The 17689-nt window shown below is 66.2% G+C and carries 19 protein-coding genes and 1 pseudogene; 12 read left to right on the top strand and 8 right to left on the bottom strand.

Going from position 1 to position 17689, the window contains the following annotated elements; translation table 11 throughout:
• Positions 1-104: 104 nt before the first annotated feature.
• Together ACIBG0_RS24785 and ACIBG0_RS24790 are read left to right on the top strand one after the other, a co-directional pair.
• Positions 105-707 (top strand): TetR/AcrR family transcriptional regulator, encoded by a 603-nt coding sequence (locus ACIBG0_RS24785; RefSeq protein ID WP_397035348.1) that lies wholly within the window; start codon positions 105-107, stop codon positions 705-707.
• Between the two features lie 399 nt (positions 708-1106).
• Complete coding sequence (locus ACIBG0_RS24790; RefSeq protein ID WP_397035349.1) at positions 1107-1721, top strand: class I SAM-dependent methyltransferase; 615 nt, start codon at positions 1107-1109, stop codon at positions 1719-1721.
• 193 nt (positions 1722-1914) lie between these two features.
• On the opposite strand, the gene ACIBG0_RS24795 is transcribed toward ACIBG0_RS24790, so the two are convergent.
• Together ACIBG0_RS24795 and ACIBG0_RS24800 are read right to left on the bottom strand one after the other, a co-directional pair.
• A complete protein-coding gene (locus tag ACIBG0_RS24795; protein ID WP_397035350.1) occupies positions 1915-2220 on the bottom strand; it encodes a hypothetical protein in 306 nt (101 codons plus the stop codon).
• Entirely contained in the window at positions 2217-2657 is a 441-nt protein-coding gene (locus ACIBG0_RS24800) for a hypothetical protein (protein ID WP_397035351.1), read from the bottom strand. The genes ACIBG0_RS24795 and ACIBG0_RS24800 overlap by 4 nt, the downstream gene beginning before the upstream one ends.
• Before the next feature lie 974 nt (positions 2658-3631).
• Here ACIBG0_RS24800 and ACIBG0_RS24805 point away from each other — a divergent pair.
• The 4 genes from ACIBG0_RS24805 to ACIBG0_RS24820 all read left to right on the top strand — a co-directional run bounded on the left by ACIBG0_RS24805 (position 3632) and on the right by ACIBG0_RS24820 (position 7654).
• Positions 3632-4009, top strand: coding sequence for an IPT/TIG domain-containing protein (locus ACIBG0_RS24805; RefSeq protein ID WP_397035352.1), 378 nt, complete (start codon positions 3632-3634; stop codon positions 4007-4009).
• Between the two features lie 583 nt (positions 4010-4592).
• Entirely contained in the window at positions 4593-5438 is an 846-nt protein-coding gene (locus ACIBG0_RS24810) for an alpha/beta fold hydrolase (protein ID WP_397035353.1), read from the top strand.
• A 529-nt stretch (positions 5439-5967) separates the two neighbouring features.
• Complete coding sequence (locus ACIBG0_RS24815) at positions 5968-6648, top strand: polysaccharide lyase family 7 protein (protein WP_397035354.1); 681 nt, start codon at positions 5968-5970, stop codon at positions 6646-6648.
• 187 nt (positions 6649-6835) lie between these two features.
• A complete protein-coding gene (locus tag ACIBG0_RS24820; RefSeq protein WP_397035355.1) occupies positions 6836-7654 on the top strand; it encodes a class I SAM-dependent methyltransferase in 819 nt (272 codons plus the stop codon).
• 137 nt (positions 7655-7791) lie between these two features.
• Here the strand turns inward: ACIBG0_RS24820 and ACIBG0_RS24825 are convergent, their stop codons facing one another.
• From ACIBG0_RS24825 to ACIBG0_RS24835, 3 genes and pseudogenes are all read right to left on the bottom strand, one after another.
• Entirely contained in the window at positions 7792-8061 is a 270-nt protein-coding gene (locus tag ACIBG0_RS24825) for an EamA family transporter (RefSeq protein ID WP_397035356.1), read from the bottom strand.
• Between the two features lie 310 nt (positions 8062-8371).
• Positions 8372-8806, bottom strand: a pseudogene (locus ACIBG0_RS24830) (EamA family transporter); the annotation flags it as partial.
• Between the two features lie 386 nt (positions 8807-9192).
• Positions 9193-9576 carry a winged helix-turn-helix transcriptional regulator gene (locus tag ACIBG0_RS24835; RefSeq protein WP_397035357.1) on the bottom strand — a complete coding sequence of 128 codons (384 nt, stop codon included), beginning with the start codon at positions 9574-9576 and terminating at the stop codon, positions 9193-9195.
• A gap of 87 nt (positions 9577-9663) precedes the next feature.
• Here ACIBG0_RS24835 and ACIBG0_RS24840 point away from each other — a divergent pair, with 87 nt between their 5' ends.
• Positions 9664-10644, top strand: a complete 981-nt coding sequence (locus ACIBG0_RS24840) for a zinc-dependent alcohol dehydrogenase family protein (RefSeq protein WP_397035358.1) — start codon at positions 9664-9666, stop codon at positions 10642-10644.
• A 257-nt stretch (positions 10645-10901) separates the two neighbouring features.
• Positions 10902-12125 (top strand): FAD-dependent monooxygenase, encoded by a 1224-nt coding sequence (locus tag ACIBG0_RS24845; protein ID WP_397035359.1) that lies wholly within the window; start codon positions 10902-10904, stop codon positions 12123-12125.
• Positions 12126-12147: 22 nt separating this feature from the next.
• Here ACIBG0_RS24845 and ACIBG0_RS24850 read toward each other — a convergent pair whose 3' ends face one another.
• Positions 12148-12993, bottom strand: coding sequence for an SDR family oxidoreductase (locus tag ACIBG0_RS24850; RefSeq protein ID WP_397035360.1), 846 nt, complete (start codon positions 12991-12993; stop codon positions 12148-12150).
• A 195-nt stretch (positions 12994-13188) separates the two neighbouring features.
• Here ACIBG0_RS24850 and ACIBG0_RS24855 point away from each other — a divergent pair, with 195 nt between their 5' ends.
• Entirely contained in the window at positions 13189-14070 is an 882-nt protein-coding gene (locus ACIBG0_RS24855) for a helix-turn-helix domain-containing protein (RefSeq protein WP_397035361.1), read from the top strand.
• Positions 14071-14220: 150 nt separating this feature from the next.
• On the opposite strand, the gene ACIBG0_RS24860 is transcribed toward ACIBG0_RS24855, so the two are convergent.
• Entirely contained in the window at positions 14221-14898 is a 678-nt protein-coding gene (locus ACIBG0_RS24860; protein WP_397035362.1) for a flavodoxin, read from the bottom strand.
• A complete protein-coding gene (locus ACIBG0_RS24865; protein WP_397035363.1) occupies positions 14871-15752 on the bottom strand; it encodes an aldo/keto reductase in 882 nt (293 codons plus the stop codon). Before ACIBG0_RS24865 ends, ACIBG0_RS24860 begins: the two co-directional genes overlap by 28 nt.
• A 212-nt stretch (positions 15753-15964) precedes the next feature.
• Here ACIBG0_RS24865 and ACIBG0_RS24870 point away from each other — a divergent pair, with 212 nt between their 5' ends.
• From ACIBG0_RS24870 to ACIBG0_RS24880, 3 genes are all read left to right on the top strand, one after another.
• Positions 15965-16360 (top strand): tyrosine-type recombinase/integrase, encoded by a 396-nt coding sequence (locus tag ACIBG0_RS24870; protein ID WP_397035364.1) that lies wholly within the window; start codon positions 15965-15967, stop codon positions 16358-16360.
• A 267-nt stretch (positions 16361-16627) separates the two neighbouring features.
• Positions 16628-17299, top strand: a complete 672-nt coding sequence (locus ACIBG0_RS24875; RefSeq protein WP_397035365.1) for a type IV toxin-antitoxin system AbiEi family antitoxin domain-containing protein — start codon at positions 16628-16630, stop codon at positions 17297-17299.
• Positions 17296-17676 carry a hypothetical protein gene (locus tag ACIBG0_RS24880; RefSeq protein ID WP_397035366.1) on the top strand — a complete coding sequence of 127 codons (381 nt, stop codon included), beginning with the start codon at positions 17296-17298 and terminating at the stop codon, positions 17674-17676. Before ACIBG0_RS24875 ends, ACIBG0_RS24880 begins: the two co-directional genes overlap by 4 nt.
• Positions 17677-17689 lie beyond the last annotated feature (13 nt).

Here is a 17689-nt window from a genome sequence, read left to right on the forward strand (position 1 = left end):
CGGTTCTGGTTGCTCTCGCGGTAATATGGGCATGCGCCCACATTAGTGGGCACGTGCCCACTGCGCAACGATTGCGGTGAATCGAGGTACGAAAGGATCTGCGAGTGCCGACCGGAGTGCACCTACACGATGCTCGACAGCAACTGTTCGACGCCGCCGAACGCGTGCTGCTGCGCGACGGGCCGAACGGACTGACCAGCCGTGCCGTCACCGACGAGGCGCGCTGCGCCAAAGGCGTTCTGCATCGGCACTTCACCGACTTCGACGCCTTCCTCACCGACCTCGTGCTCGACCGGGCCGCCCAGCTCGAGGCACAGGCGAATGCGTTGTATGCCACTGCCGGCACCGGCACGGTGGCCGCCAATCTGACCGGCGCGCTGACCGTTCTGTTCGGACCGGTTCCGGTGGCGATCATCCCGCTCATCACCTTCCGCGACGAGGTGCGCGCTCGACTACGGAGAGCGCGCACCGGCGGCGGCATAGCGATCCTCGCCGAGGCGACGACCGCGATCTCCACTTACCTGACCGCCGAGCGCGAATTCGGCCGCATCGCCGCCGACGCCGACATCGACTCGCTCACCCTCTCCCTCGTCGGCGGCGGGCATCTGTTGTTCACAGACCGCGATTCGGGCCCGCCGACCACAGCAGCGGTCGACAAATTCGTGACATCGGTCATCTCCGATGCCGTGCAACGACGACCGGCCTGAGCATCCATCAGCGTCGACAACAGTTGCCAACCAACTTGCCGATCACCAGCCCGCGACGATCTCGCGCTTCGGCTGGCCTCGGCCGCCCATCTCGCCCGTTACACCGGGACATCTCGCGTCCACCGCACTTGTCGATAAGCGTCTGGACAAGAACTGATCCGCCCGGCATGCAGCTGTGGGCGAGACCTGCCGCGGCTCGAACATTCTGCGAAGCAGGTAGCTATGGCGTGCTCTGGTTGAGCGGTGTACGTGTGCAAATTCGGGCGTCGTCATCCGCCTGAAGTGCGGTGTCGATGGGCGGGCCGCATCAGCGGCGGGCACCATCAGGCCGCGCGCTCACTATCGGCACGGCGGTGGCACAGTGAACCAGAGGCGGGACCGAGCGAAGAGGAACAGACCATGAACGGACGTACCCCCAGCCAGTGGGAAGAGCTCACTGCCGCGGACCCTGCGCACTCGACATGGTATGTGGAACGGTTCCGGGCGATGGCGGCCGAAGGCACCGATATTGTCGGGGAGGCGCGACTGGTCGACGCGATGCTCGACCGCGGTAGCCGAGTCCTGGATGCGGGATGCGGTCCGGGGCGTGTGGGTGCCTATCTGCACCGAGCTGGCCACGTCGTGGTCGGCGTCGATGTCGACCCGGTGTTGATCGCCGCGGCGGAGCAGGACTATCCCGGTCCGACCTGGATAGTCGGTGATCTCGCCGAACTGGACTTGCCGGGCCGAGGGGTCGCCGGCGACTTCGATGTCATCGTGTGCGCGGGCAACGTGATGACATTTCTGGCGCCCTCCACCAGGGAGGCGGTGCTGGCCGGGTTCGCCCGCCATCTCGCCCGATCCGGTCGGGTGGTTGTGGGCTTCGGCGCCGGTCGCGGTTACGAATTCCCGCAGTTCCTGGCCGACACCGAGGGCGCCGGACTTACGGTAGACCTGCGGCTATCGACCTGGGATCTACGTCCATTCACCGACGAATCCGACTTTCTAGTGGCGGTGCTCTCGCGCGCAGAGTGAAGCCTGCCCAGCCCCGAGGGACCCCCGAACCCGATTGGGCTCTGCCCATTCCACTGCGACCGCCGAAATGCGATGTCAGAATCGTCAGGCGCTCAGGTCTGGGCGCACCGGGCAAGTGAAACTCCACTGCATAGTCGCAGCGCTGATTTCGGCGGGTGACGGAGTAGCGGGTCCGGAGCGGACCTCGCTTGTGTTACAGGTACAGCTCAGGAGGGTCGTCGATTTCGATGCCTGCCTGGCGTGCGCGGGTAACCATTTTCCGGTCCCACTCCCGATGCGCTCGCAGCGCCATCCGGAATTCGCCCATTTGTTCGGACATCCGTTGGGTTTCGGAGATGGCGAGGTCGCTCAGCACCTTGGCGGCGTCAGCTTTCGTCTTGGTCATGGTGGCGTCGACATCGCCTCGTTTGAACCATGCGGTGACCGCGGCTGACAGCGCTGAGGAACTGGCGAGCAGCACGAGTATGGAGAACAGGGATGAGGACGCGAGCGTGCTCACGAGGCGGTCCTCCTGGCTCGGATCACGCGCAGCGTCTTCAGATCCTGCAAAACCTGTCGGCGCTTCCACAGGAACGCGACACCCAACGCGATGGGCAGTGGACCGCCAAGGACCGTGGCCGCACTGATGGTTTGCTGATGGATCTGCATCATCAGTAGTTGCGTGCCGAAGGCGAACAGTGACCAGCCCTGCGCCCCCAAACCGATCTGCTCCACCAGATAACCCCACACCCGCCGGGCGAATACGCCGACAAGGGTCATCAGACAACCGCTCAGCGTCAGCCCCAGCCACAGTATCCGCAATCCCGGCGGCAGAGTCGCGACAGCGGAGTTCGGAGGCGCACCGTAGAAACACTGCAGCAGGGCCGAAAAGCCGAACACAGCGCACAGGACAACCTCGAACGGGTCGTGGCGGGCAGGCGACTTCGGGTTTCTCATACAGCTTCACCGCTGCCAGGAGGAGGGGCCGGATTGACCCTGCCGCGTGCGGATTCGACTGCCGGAATGCCCAGCACCGCGGCGAGTAGGGCGAGGATCACACCGGAGGGATCGGACGAGCTGACATTTAACCCCGGCGGGCGGGTGTCCGGCAGGTGCGGTCGTTGTCGAAGTCTTGGTAGGTGCCTGCGCCCCAGGGATTTCGCCGGTAGTCCTCCGCGAGAGGGACTGTTTCGTAGCCGCTGCGGTTTCCTCGGTCGCGAATCGCGCCGACCCGACGTCCTGCCGCCCGCCGGACACGCGCCGATCACGACCACATCGGTCCGCGCGTGCTGCTGGCACCCGAAATACTTCCACAACCAACTGATTTCGTTCGGCGAGCCGATCGGCAACCGGTCAGCGCGACTCGGGAACGTTCCAACGACAGGCCCTGAAGTCGAAGAAGGCGACGCGATGATAGACATGATGCTTGCCTCCTCCTTGCTGCGTTCGATCGTTGCTCCGCATCCAGGGACACCGACTCCTGCCGAAAGATCCGGCTCTTTCATTAACACTCCTGGACCGGTTGCCGGGCAACGCATCTGCTGATCCGCTTTCGTCCGGTTTCGCACAAATGTTGCCAAGCACCCGGACCACCTATCCGCATCCCACACCCATGTTCACTGCTTCACAACCGACCGCGCCTCCATCGTCCCGCCCTCATATCGACAGCAACCCGCCGGTATTCGGGACAGTCGATCCCCCGCTCGGGCGACGATCGACGCCCTACACCTGTTGCGGACTCATCGTCCAGCTGATCAACACCGGCGCAGCGGATTACACGTCACCGCGCCAGCTTCGCCTGTCCGGCAGCACATCCGGCAAGCGAACCAAAGCTGATCACGAGATCTCTTGCGCCAATCGCGGTTCAGGGGCGTTATTGGATATTGCCGCGCCATCGCAAGAGTCGGCCGAACCCAGCGCAGAGCAACCCGTTGCACACTGCGCACCCTCTTGACCGACACGGAGGCACCATCATCCCTACTATCACTGCCGTCTCACCCTCCTCGGGTCCGGCGTCCGGAGGTAACCCCGTGGTTATCACCGGTACCTGGTTCACCGGGCCGACCACGCTCCGGTCCGTCACGACCGCAACGGTTTTCACCATCGATTCCGATACGCAGATCACCGCGATCGCGCCGCCGGAAACGGGAACGGTACAGGTGATCATCTCCAACACCGGTGAAACGAGCAACGGCGCTACCTACACCTACGTGACAGTCCCCTCGTCGACTTCCCACGCGCCCATCACCGGGCCGACCGCTGATGGAACGACAGTCACGCTGACCGGAACCGGACTCACCTACGCCTGACGGCACCATTCGGATCCGGCGGAGCCGAGCCTCGATCGTCCTTCCCGGACGGGCGCACGAGACTCGGCTCCGACCCCATACGGTTCCCGGCGCGGTTAGGCAGTGCGGCAAACCGAGAACCAACCGGATGGTATTCAATCGCTCCGCTATTCCTCAGCAGTGGGAAACTGCCCACCGAACCCAGGGCTCAGCACTCCCTCGGTATGCCCTGACGGAGACGAGCCCGGCTAAGAAGTAGACAACCTCCCGGCCGACTGCGTCCAAGACGCCCGAGCAGGCGACTGAGCAGGAAAAAGGCCATGCGACCGACTATGCCCCTGCTGTTTCGCGAACAGTCCTCCCCCGGTAGGCACTCGACGTCGACGTCACATCGATGACGAAAGAGTGGGCAACCGGGGCCGGCTCGAGTCGAGTGCCCATACCCGCGAACCGCCACCAAACGATACGCAACCTGCACCGCGAGTTACCTCGAATGCTCGGTAATGCCGACGCTAGATGGCGGATGAACAGGTCGAACACCTTGTCAGTAGGCATGTCGGATCGGTGTCAGGTCGCTGTCAGCCGGGCCGGTGACAGTGTTCTCATGAACAACGTAGCGAACGACTCGAACAGCAGCCGGAACGACTCGACCTGGACCGGCATGGTTGCCGTCGACGACACCGCACTAGCGGTGACCGACACCGGCGGCCCCGGCCGTCCGGTGCTCTACCTCAACGGCTCCTACGCCACCCAACGCAGCTGGCGGCCCGTCATCTCCGAACTCGGCACCGACTGGCGCCACATCACCTACGACGAACGCGCCCGTGGCAAATCGAAGAAGTCGACGGACTATTCGTTCGAGGGCTGCCTACGCGATATCGACGCCGTCCTCGCCGCACGCGGTGTGCAGCGACCGCTGCTGGTGGGCTGGTCATACGGGGCGGCGCTCGCATTGCATTGGGCCACACGCAATCCCGACCGTGTCGCCGGAGTGATCATGGTCGACGGCGGCTATCCATGGGACTACCTGGCCACCGTCGACAACGGTGACCGCGATGCCGGCAAAGAGGAGATCCGGCGGCTGTTCCGGAGGATGCGCGTGCCGATGGCGATGGCAAGCCTGCTGGGTTTGGCCGCCCGGATGAACCCCGCACAGGCCGCCGAGGTCAACATCGAGCTGAACGAGATCGTCGCCGCCAGCGACCCCGTCTTCGACCTCGTCACCTTCCCGATGCGGTTCATCGTGGGCTCCGGTGCCGCCCAAGGCGCCACCGAGGAAGGGCACGCGGCGATGCGCGCCACCCTGGATCCGGTGCTCGCGCGCAACCCCAACGTGCGGGTGAGCGCGAAAGTCGCGAGCAACCACACGGGCATCGTGCGCAAAGACTTCCGCGCTATTGCCGCCGCCGTTCGAGAAGTCGCCGCCGCGCACCACACCGCAGGTCACTGACGACATGGCAGAGAGCACCACCATCAGCGAGGCCGCGGCCTTTGCCCCCGCGTCGGCATCCGCTGATCGGCTCCATATCGAGCGGTCGGGATGCTCTCACCGTCCATGGCGTCAACCTTGTGCCCGATCCCGCGTGCACCCGGGGAGCAGTCGTCCGAGGTTGCCATGGACGACCTCGACGACACCATCTGCATGGGCGGATACACGCTTTAACGGGGTTTCCGGTTCGGCTGCTGGTCGGGTGGAAGCAATCGTGCTGGCCTTCCGACGCATGCGGGCTTGGGGTCGGCCGCCGCCGTCCTCGCCCATGCCTCACACTATGGACACGACCGGGCAGTGATGCACTCGAGTCCGACCGACGAGGGGTGTACTCATGACCAGGGATACGGGCGGCCGGCCGAGATGCTTACACCGCGATCGACTGGCTGTTGTGGTTGTTCTCGTGCTGTTCGGCGGAAGTGTGTGGTCGGTGTCCGCCGGTCCTGGTGCTGGCCGGCACCAGCACCCTCTCGGCACGGCACCACAGCTGATGTCCGTCCCGCCCAACCGGATCAGTCTGCGGGGCTGGAAGCTGACCATCCCGGAGAAGGACAAGAGCGGCCATGCCGCTGTTATCGAGCCTGCCGCCGTCGCGCCGCCGTGGCTCACCGGGGGCCCGGACGGCAGTCTCACTTTCTGGGCGCCGGTTCGAGGCGCCACCACGCCGCATTCCGAGCACGCCCGTACCGAGCTGGATAGCTCGAGCAACTTCTCCGCCGGGACCAGCGGCCCGCACACGCTGAAGGTCGCATCCGCGGTCCTTCAGGTGCCGACGGATACCAAGGACATCATCCTCGGCCAGATACACGGGGCGGGTGCCATCAGCTCGGTGCCCTACGTGATGCTGCATTACCGGGCCGGCACCATCGAAGTGGTAGCTCGGCAGCTGCAGGGCGGCTCGCAGACACTGTCTTTCCCGCTGCTCACCGGGGTGCCGATGAACCAGCGATTCGACTTCACCATCAGCGACATGGGCAATGGCACCATGGTGTTCCGCGCGACGTACGGCACCGACACAAAGCAAGCAACTGCTCTGGTACCACAGGACTTTCACGATGCGGCGGTCCGCTTCCAGGTCGGCGATTACCAGCAGGGGCACGAATCAGGCGACGCCGAAGATGGCGGCCGGGTGACCATCTACCAGATCAGTGAGCTGACCACCACGCCGTGAAAGGCCCGCCCAAGGGCGGACGCCCCGGCATCGTCGATGGCGACAAGCGCCGCGCTATCCCACCGCCACGCCGAAGGCCCGCTCCGCGCGAGATCGCTCATGGGGTCAGCATCAGCCTTGCACGTAACGGACGGGATCATCACTGCGGCCGTTGCGCAGCCGGTGCGGCTCTGGCTGAATTCTGTCCATGGACCGGATACCGGTGGAACTCGGCACCATTCAAGAGACTCTGCTCATCACCCTCGCGGGCCGCGCACGGGAGTCGGTGAAGCGCAAGCCGATTCTGGTCGACCCGAAAGCCGCCGACATCATGGCCGCTCTGGACAATCCGTCCAAGAAGCTGACCAGGGGTGCCGGGCCCGACCCCAGCGTGCTGCGCACTGCCATCGTCGACACCTGGGTGCGGGAATTCCTGGCCGCGCATCCAGACGGGACCGTCGTTGAGATCGGCACCGGCCTCAACGCCCGCTTCGACCGCGTCGACAACGGACATGTGCACTGGCTGGACCTGGACCTGCCGGATACCATCGCGCTGCGCCGGCACTTCTTCACCGACACCGAGCGTCGCCGCATGCTGGTCGCCTCAGTACTCGACGACAGCTGGTACGACACCGTCTCCGCGCAGCCCGGGCCGTACTGTTTTGTCGCCGAAGGCGTGCTGGTCTACCTACCCGAGGCGGACGTACGCCGGGCCCTGGATAACCTCGCCGCACGCTTCCCGCACGCCACGGTCATCCTCGATTACTACAGCCCTGGCATGCTGCGGTTCCAGAACCGGGCGGCCGACAAGGGCGCGATGGACGCGCGCTGGGCCTGGACCGGCGGAGAACCGGAGTCGTTCGCCGCACAAGGCTTGCGGGTCACCGATGCCCGCTCGATCACCGATCCCCCGCCCGCGCTCCGCAGTACTCTGCCGCGCAGTTACCGGCTGGCGCTGCCAGTGCTGCATCGCGTGCTGCCCAAGGGTTTCGGACTGGCGAAGTTCCACACGGACCGAGCGCGGTAGCGTCCAGCACCCTGCCACAATGGCGAAGTCCTTGTGGCCGTGGAATCAGGACTACACGCGACCGGGCTCCGCCCAGCTTCGGCGTCTTACCGCCCAGCCCGTACGCCGCCCCGCCCTGTACTGGTTCCGGTCATGGCTCACGGGCTCTGGTGGGACGCCGCCTCGGAGTAGTCGGCCTCCTCGTCCCTGGGGTCGCAGCGGCGGGTGGCGAGGGTGGCGAGGTAGAGGGCGGCGAGGACGACCCCGCAGCCGCCGAGCTGCAGCAGCGTTGGGCGCTCGTCCAGGATGACGGCGCCCAGGAGCACTGAACCGACCGGCTGGAGCAGCAGCAGCGCCGCTCCCATCGACGCGGAGAGGCGAGGCAGCGCGCTCGCGATGAGCAGGTAGCTCGCCACCTGCCCGGTCACGGCGATGGCGAACAGCCAGCCGAACGCCGGCCAGCCCGGGAGCGGGTCCAAGCCGTGCCACAGCGGCCCCGACGACCAGCGCAACGACGCCGGAGGCAGCCGCCGACTCGGTGACGGGCACGACGACATGGTCGTCGTCGCTCGCCTCGCGCAGCAGGAACAAGAAGCCCGCGTAACACAGGGCCGCCGCCGCGGCGAAGATCACGCCCTGGGTCGGGTTCTTCCCGGAGCCGCCACCCACTACGCCGCCGGCCAGCGCCACCCCAGCGAGCATGACGGGCACCATCGCGGCGAACGCGGCCGTCGGGCGCTCCCGGAGGAAGATCCATCCGAGGATGGGGACCAGGACCACCTGGGCGTTCACGACCACGGTTGCGATTCCGGCGCCGCTGTCGGCGATCGCCTGGTTCCACAGCAGGACGTCACCCGCCAGGAGAACCCCTGCGGCCATGGCCATCCAGCGTGAGCGCGGCGGCCGGGCGGACGCCGTCCGAGCCTCGGAGAGCGCCATCGGAATCAGCAGCGGCATCGACAGGAGGCTGCGGAATAAGGTCACCGTTCCGGTCGAGACGTGCGTGAGAGGCACGAAGACGGACGACAGGGCAACACAGACGGCGCCCGCCAGCATGGTGGGTACCGGCATCAGCGTGGCGACCTTGTTGAGGAGATCGACGCCCGATCCGGACCCGCGTCGCGCGGTGTCCGCGCGGTCCGGCCTTGCGACGTCATCGCGCCGGTCGAGCATCTCACGCCCCTTCCATAGTTGGGTTCGTCTGGGCACGCTCTTGCCTTACCCAGGTCCTGGCCGAGCTACCCGGCGCGGTGAGTGTCGGATGACCGGTCCCAAACCGCTGGGCACAGACAGTTTTTGGCTTTCTGTTAAGCAGTTCTCCTGCGTTGCCAAGAACTAGACACGATGACCCTGGAACACAAAAAGGCCCGGGGGCTGGAGCCTCGCCCGGTCGCTGACCAACCTGGGAATCCCGGTTGTCGAGGTTGGGCTGTCCCCCAACTCCCACCGACGGGCGGCTCGGCCCGCCGAGCCCTCGACCACCACTGACAATCCGCCGGCCGACAAGTCACCACGAGATCGACGGTCGCGGCCCCGCCTGCGAGGCCGCCCCGCCGAGATCACCCCGCCGCGCGTGGCCGAGCAGAAGTACCGGCTTCCGCCGCCTCCTGGAAGTCGATGATGGCCCCGCCGTAGTTCCTCGCCCAGTTCGTCAGGACCTCGATCGGCTCGACGAGGGTCCGGCCGAGGTCGGTGAGGCTGTACTCGACTCGCCGTGGCGCCTCGGCATGGCGTTCGACCAGACCGTACTGCTGAAGCCTGCGCAGCGTCTGGGTGAGGACCTTGCGCGAGATGCCGCCGATGAGCTCAACGAGTTCGCCGTGCCTGCGAGGCTGATGGCTGAGCCCAAAGAGCACGAGCACGGCCCATTTGTCGGAGATGATCTCGACCGCCAAGCGCGTGGGACAGTCGGCCAGGAAGGCAGGTCCAGCCGCGTTCTGCATGAAAATCAAAGGTACCAGGCGGTAACCCACGACTCCGTAACGTCATCCGCGAGCAACGAAACCAGCATCAGATGCGGAGGAGCCACCATGCCACGAGTCGTCGTGTTCAACGAGTTCGGCGGGCCGGATGTCATGCACATCGTCGAGGAACCGGTCGTCGAGCCGGCAGCCGGCGAGGTACGGGTCAGGATAGAAGCGTTCGCCGTCAACCCGCTCGACCAGATGATGCGTTCCGGCACGTCGCCCACAGCCGTTCCCCTGCCACACGCTCGCCTCGGCGTCGAAGGAACCGGTGTCGTTGATGCGCTGGGCCCCGAGATCACCGGGCTGAAGGTCGGAGATCCGGTCATCCTCACGGCCATTCCGGACGCGAGGGTCAGGGGCAGCTACGCCGAATACACCACAGTCCCCGCAAGCCGGGTCCTCGCCCGGCCCGTCGGTCTCGCAATCACGGAGGCGGCGGCGATCTGGGTCGCGTACTCCACCGCCTACGGCGCGCTCGTCGAGAAGGCGAGGATGCGGCCCGGCGACCACGTCCTCATCACTGCCGCGTCCGGCGGCGTCGGCCGCGCGGCAATGCAGATCGCCAATCAAATCGGTGCCGTGCCCATCGCCATCACTCGGCACACTGCAAAAAAGGACGACCTGCTCGCCGCCGGCGCCGCCGCGGTCATCGCCACCGACGACGTAGACGTCGTCGAGGCCGTCCGCCACCACACCAGCGATACCGGCGCCGACATCGTCCTCGACGTTGTCATGGGCCCCGGCCAACAGGACCTCCTGAAGGCGGCCCGCCCCGGCGGAACACTGGTCGCCGCAGGCTTTCTGGACCCTCGGCCCACACCCTTCCCGACAAGCACGCCACTGACGATCTTCAGCTACCGGAGCTTCGAGCACACCCTCGACACCGTCGTGGTGAAGCGCATGGCGGCCTTCCTGAACGCCGGTGTACGCCTCGGTGCACTGCGGCCCGCCATCGACAAGGTGTTCGCCCTCGACGACGTCGTCGACGCCCACCGCCACCTCGAAAAGGGGCTTCACGCCGGCAAGATCGTCGTTACGGTCTAAGTGGGTAACCGTGGGGCCGGCCCGAGTCTGTGCCCATACCCGCGAACCGCCACCAAACGACTGCACCGCGAGTTACCTCGAACGCTCGGTAATGCCAAGTTCGGGATGTTCGCAGGAGCGTGGACACGATCTCGGCTGCACCGATGACTTTCGCGTGGATCCGACGTCCATAACTCTGGATACACCGACAGCGGTGGGTCAGAGCACGAGCAAACGATCCGGACAGTGATCCGGACGGGCGAGCAGGAGGCGCAATAATGAGCGGTACCAGGGTGTTGGTGGCAGGGGCGAGTATCGCTGGGCCCGCGCTGGCCCACTGGCTGCGCCGGCGGGGGGCCGAGGTGACCGTGGTGGAGCGGGCCCCCGAGCTGCGTCCCGGTGGGCAGGCGGTGGACGCGCGCGGGGTTGCCAAGGAGGTCATCCGGCGCATGGGGCTCGACGCGGCGGTGCGCGCGGCCCGCACCGAGACCGCTGGCGCGTACACCGTGGACGTGGACGGGAAGGTGCTGGAGACCTACCGCGCGGACGACGACGGCGGCGACGGATACATCTCGGAAATCGAGATCCTGCGCGGGGACTTGTCCCGGGTGCTCCACGACGACACCCGCGACGGTGTCGAGTACATCTTCGGCGACTGGATCGCCGAGCTCACCCAGGACGCGGACGGGGTCGACGTGGCGTTCGCGGGCGGCGACCGGCGACGCTTCGACCTGGTGGTCGGTGCGGACGGGCTGCACTCGGCGCTGCGAGCGATGGTCTTCGGGCCGCGCGAGCGGTTCGTCCGCCACCTTGGGCTCGTGCTGGCTTTCTACAGTGTGCCCAACGAGTTCGGGCTGGACCGCTGGCTGATCGACTACCAGGAGTCCGGGCGCTCCGCCGGGCTGCGGCCCATCCCGGATGCCACCCGGGCGATGGCCATGTTCTCCTTCTCCTCGGCAGACCTCGACGTCGACTACCGCGATGTCGCGGCGCAGAAGCGCCTGCTGCGCGAGCGGATGGCCGGTATGGGCTGGTTGACCCCGGACATCCTCGCGCATCTGGACGACACCCCGGACTTCTACCTCGACCAGGTCGCCCAGGTGGTGATGGACCGCTGGTCGAGCGGGCGGGTGGGGCTGCTCGGGGACGCCGCGTTCAGCTCGTCGCCGATGTCCGGGGCGGGCACCGGGCTGGCCTTGGTCGGCGCCTACATACTGGCCGGAGAGCTGGCCGCCGCCGAGTGGGACCCGGAAGCCGGGTTCGCCGGCTACGAGCGGCGGATGCGCTCGTTCGTCGAGGCCAACCAGGAGATCGGCCGGTTGCACGCGCGCAGCCGCGCCGTCCCCGGGCCGGACGCCGAGCCGAGCATCGATTTCGAAAGCGAATGGTTCACCGAACTGATCGATCGTGCGATCAACGGCGTCGAGCTACCCGACTACGCAGGGGTGCCGGACTCCGGGGCCACGGCCGGACCGCTGATCACCTCGTCGGCCAGGCCGTAGGCGTCACATAATTAGCTGCGGATCAGCTCGCCGCTGGTGCCGGCAGCGACACCCTTCCGGCGCTCATCGCCGCGATCACGCCGCCGTCCATCAGTAGATCGGAGCCAATGATGAAGGCGGCCTGCCGTCCGAGCAGGAACGCCGCGGCCTCGGCAACCTCGTCGGGCGTGCCGACCCGCTTCGCGGCCGAGTTGTCGATCATGCTGCGGTACAGCTCGGCGCCGGGGCCGGACATCTCCTCGCGGGCCAGCGGGGTCAGGATGATGCCGGGGCTGAGGCTGTTCACGCGGCCCGCACGCTCGCCCCAAATGTTGGCCTGCGCCCGCACACGCAGCGCGTTCGCCCGTTTCGACAGGGAGTAGGCCGCGAGGGAGTCGCCCACCTGGTCGGCCTGCAGGAACGGCAGGGCGAGCAGCTCGGAGGTCTCGGCGTTCGCGAGCGCGTGCTCGATCTCGGGTGCGTAGGGGCCCTGCATGTGGCCCGCCATGCTGGCGATGACGACACCGGCTCCGCCGGGTGCGATGACGCGGGCGAACGCTTCGAGAACGAGTGCGGTGCCGAGGAGGTCGACCTGGAGGACCCGTTCGGTGGTCGCCTGCACGGGGGAGACTCCGGCGGTATGCACGACTTGGGTGACGGGACCCAGCTCGGCGGCCGCGTCGGCGAGGGCGGCGACCGCCGCGGGCTCGGAGACGTCGGTGACCCGCGTGGCGACGTCGTAGCCTTCGCCGCTGAATAGTTCGGATGCGGCATCGAGGGTCTTCTGGCTGTAGTCGGCGAGGAGCACGGCGCGACCGTTACCGATGCGACGAGCGATGGCGAGGCCGATGCTGCCCGCGCCGACAATAACGGCTACTTCCTTCTTCATGGTCTGTCCTTTGGTAAAGGTGGGAGTTCGGTGAGATTCGCGTCGCTGGCAATCGCGGCGGCCCCGGTACGGGCCGAGAGTGGTGGCGCGCATACGTGGCTTTTGCGACCTCACCAAGCGTGCTGGCTGGAGGCGGCGCGCGACAGGCACTGGCAGTACCTGTCTGATGGCGATCAGCGGACGTACCGTCGTGTCGTGGACAACCGGAGCGAGGTGCGCGAATTCCTGTCCTCTCGGCGTGCACGGATCACCCCTGAACAGGTGGGACTGCCGCACTACGGCGGCAACCGCCGGGTGCCGGGCCTGCGGCGCGACGAGGTCGCGTTGCTCGCGGGCATTTCAGTCGATTACTACACCCGCCTGGAGCGCGGCAATCTGCGCGGCGCCTCCGAGAGCGTGCTGGCAGCCATCGCCCGCGCCTTGCGCCTCGAGGAGGCCGAGCGGATCCACCTGTTCGCCCTCGCACAGGCCGCGGAATCACGCCGTGCGCCTACGCGCCGCCGGCCAGCACGGCAGCCGCTACGCGCGAGCGTACGTGCGATCATCGACGGCCTGGCCGACCTGCCGGTAACCGTCACCAATGGCCGTATGGAGGTCATCGCGGCCAATCGTCTCGGCCGGGCGCTCTACGCGCCACTGTTCGACGCTCCTCACATCGCGGCGAACCAGGCCCGGTTCGCCTTTCTCGATCCGCGAGCGACGGCGTTCTGGGTGGACTGGGAGGCCATCACGGCCGAGGTTGTCGGCTCGCTGCGCGCGGCCGCCGCGCGCGATCCCTTCGATCGGGATCTCACCGATCTGATCGGCGAACTCGCCACTCGCAGTGACAGATTCGGCCAGTTATGGGCCAGTCAAGATGTGTTTCTCCATCGCGGCGGCCTCAAACGGATCAACCATCCGGTGGTCGGGCGTCTCGATCTCACCTACGAAATACTGCGGCTCGACACCGATCCCGACCTTGCCATCCTGACCTACACCGCCGAACCTGGGTCGCCATCGCACGACGCCGTCAAACTGCTCACCACATGGGCGGCCACCGTCGACGACGCCGCACGTGCCACGGCCCCAGACAGCTGATCCGCGGCCACGGACCGACACCGCCTCGGCCAAACCACGGACCTGCAGTCCCTGGCAGGCGAATGAGCGTGCCCGGCTTGGGTATTCCGCACGGTGGCATCGGCGAATTTATCGAATTCTCTTGGGCGTCCAACGGATTGGGGTCTTCGATCATCGTGTGAGCAGACCGATGCGGCGTAGCCACGCCTCGACGTCCGCCCTGGCGTCGGCGGCTTCTTCGCCGCGAACCGCGAGACCTTCCCCGAGCGTCGCACCCGGACACGATGCGGCGTAGTCGCGTTCGGTGTTACCGAGACCGCTCATCGCGTGGGTGGTGAACGGGTGGATGACCTTCCCGGTGAGGTCGAGGCTGTCGGTGAAGGTCGACATGATCATCGGTGCTCGCACGTTCCAGATCGGACTGCCCAGCAGCACAGTGCCGTAGCGCTCGATTCCCGGCAGCGGGTTGGCGATGGCGGGCCGGGCATCGGTGTCTTGCTCCCGGACGTTGCGCTCGACCGCCGGGGTGTAGTCGTCGGGATAGGTGTCGGCGGCCTCGATGCGGTGCACGTCGCAACCGATGAACTGGTAGATCATCTCCGCCACGACCTCGGTGTTGCCGACGGTCAGGCGCTTGCGGCCGCCGTAGTAGTAGTTCTCCCCCGGACGGGAGAAGTACGCCAGCAGCACTGGGGAACCGGAAGGCGGGCGATCGGTCTTGGCCAGGAACTCGTTCCCCGCCGACGGGGAAGTGGCGCAGCCGGTCGCCACGACACCGGTAGCCACACCAACGGCACCCGCGAGGAACGCGCGTCGCCCGATCACGCCTCCGGGATTTCGCGGCCCCACGATTCGAGGGTGATGTCGGCCGGTTCCGGTCCGCCGCGCACTCCGGTGTCGAGGGCGTCGATCGCGGCGAGCTGCTCGGCGGTGAGCTCGAAGTCGAAGACGTCGAAGTTCTCGGCGATGCGGGCGGGTTTGGTGGACTTCGGGATGGCCGAGCGGCCTTCCTGAAGATGCCAGCGCAGCATTACCTGCGCGGCCGACTTGCCGTGCTCCTGCGCGATGTCCAGCAGCGTCGGGTCGTCGAAGCTGCGCTTTTCGCTCTCGCGGTAGGACGTGATTCCGCCGATAGGTGACCATGCTTGGGTCACGATGCCGTGGGCGGCGTTGACCTTCTGCAACGCGGTCTGCTGGAAGTACGGGTGCAGCTCGATCTGGTTCACGGCGGGCACCACGGACGTCTCGGCAAGGAGGCGGTCGAGGTCCTCGGGCATGAAGTTGCTGACGCCGATGGCGCGCACCTTGCCGTCTTCGAGAAGTTTCTCGAGTGCCCGGTAGGCATCGAGGGTGAGATCGAAGCGGGTCGGCAGCGGCTGATGTAGGAGCAGCAGGTCGATCTGGTCAACACCCAGCTTGGCGGCGCTTTTGTCGAACGCGTGCAGGGTGGCGTCGTAACCGTAGTCGCTGATCCAGACCTTCGTTTCGACGTAGATGTCATCGCGCGGGATCCCGGAGCGCCGAATCCCCTCGCCGACCTCACGCTCGTTGGCGTACCCGGCGGCGGTGTCGATATGGCGGTAGCCGACCCTCAGCGCCTCCGCGACCGCGGCGGATGTCTCCTCGGGAGGGGTCTGAAACACGCCGAGCCCAATGATCGGCATCTCCGCACCGTTGTTCAGAGTGATCTTGCGCTTGGTCATGAAACCACGGTATGACCCCGACTGGCATGCGTGGGAGTGTCTGCCAGTACCCCTCAGTTCGGGCCGTCCAAAGCAGCCTTTTGCGGTCATTGCGAATGCGTGAGCGTCGACCTCCAGACATAGCTGTACATCGTCAGGATGCACCCCGCGGTATCCCTTGTTCACACCCTCTGTCAGCTCCTTCGCGGCGGTGATCACCGGAGGTGACGGATGTGCCGAGGAGGATTTGGCATGCGCGCAATACATCGGCTACGGCCTTACGGGAGTTGAAGACTCGGCAGAAGCGGGAACGGCTGGCCCTGGGTAAACCCTTGGACGACGACATGCACATGTGTTCCACCATCGACGGCAAGCCGGTCTTGCCCCGGACCTTCACCGGCTGGTTCCATCGCACTCGAATCGCGGCCGAGTTGCCCCGGATCACCTTGCGGAACCTGCGGCACTCCTCGGTATCGGTGATGCTGCACGCGGCCATCCCGGCGTCCACCGTCGCCGCCTGGCACGGGCACGATGTTCGGATGACCACCGCCGTTTACAACCGGGTGTACGACGAAGGTCTGACCGCCGCCGCGTCGGCGATGTTCGGCCCGGCCGACAAGGCCGTCTGAGGGTAATCCGGGCCGGTTGAGAATCGAGAGTTCTCCCGCCCGTTGGCACACTGACTCTGAAATAGGAAAGAGGACCTATACGGATACCGGCCCTGAACTGCATAAATGAAGTGGACCTGACGGACCAGCATACGAACCGCGCGGTGCTGGTAGACGGGCCGACATCATGATCCGCGCGGTCGGCGCCCGGCAAGCCGGTCAACGGTGAGATCCGATGAACAGACGATGACCTTTACGGAATAGGTCCGAAATGGGACATTATCTGTCATGACCGAGAGTGACTTCGTCAGTCTGGAAGCAGCAGCAACCGTGCTCGGCATTTCCGTTCGGCACGTTCGTCGCCTCGTGAATTCTGGAAGCTTGACCCAAGTCGCCCGTGGAGTGCTCGAACGTGACTCCGTGGATCGCTACCTGATGTCGCAGCGCCAGGGTCGAACTCGCTCGTGGGCCGAGCATACGGCGTGGGGAGCGATCGCAGTCCTGTCCGGAGGAGAGGCCGACTGGCTCGGCCCGACCCAGATCTCGCGGGTCCGACGTACGCTCCGAGAACTGGCAGACCCGAGTGAACTGGTTTCACGGGTCCGTGACCGCGCGCGCGTGCGAACATTCACAGCCCACCGCGCCGCGCTGCCTCGGCTTCGCGCAACTGTCTTGCGCCCCAATATGAACGCTCTCGGCATCGTCGACAGCGGCGCAGACCGAATCGACGGCTACATCGCCGCTCGAGAACTCGACAACGTGATTCGGACTCTTGGGCTCCGGACCGAGCCCTCCGGTGACATCACCCTGCGTGTCACAGGATTCGACTTCGACCAGGTCGGCAAGCTCGTTTCCACCAGCGCCGTCGTCGCGGCGCTCGACGCCGCAACCGCACTCGATCCGCGCATCCGGGGGGTCGGACAACGCGCTCTCACCGAGATGCTGGAGACATACCGATGAGCGAGCAACCACGGCGACCGACAATCGACATCGCTTCCCTGCCCGGTGGCTGGCCACAACCGTGGCCCAATGTCGCCGAACTGGCCGACACGCTCCCGCGTGACAATTGGACTCTGGTCGGCGGGCTCATGACCCAGCTGCACACAATCCGTCACGGTATCGGCATCGTCCGCCCGACCAACGACGTCGACATCGTGCTGCACATCGAGACCCAGCGTGGCATTCCGGCCGCCTCGGCGACCGCACTCGAAAGCCTCGGTTATCGACTGCAGCCATCCATCGACCCACGCAATAACACCGCACACCGGTTCGTTCGAGGAACCACGACCGTCGACCTCGTCGCGGGTACCCCGACAGAGAACACGAAGACGTCCTGATCTCCGATCATCC

Source organism: Nocardia sp. NPDC050630, from assembly GCF_044457245.1.
Classification (GTDB): Bacteria; Actinomycetota; Actinomycetes; order Mycobacteriales; family Mycobacteriaceae; genus Nocardia.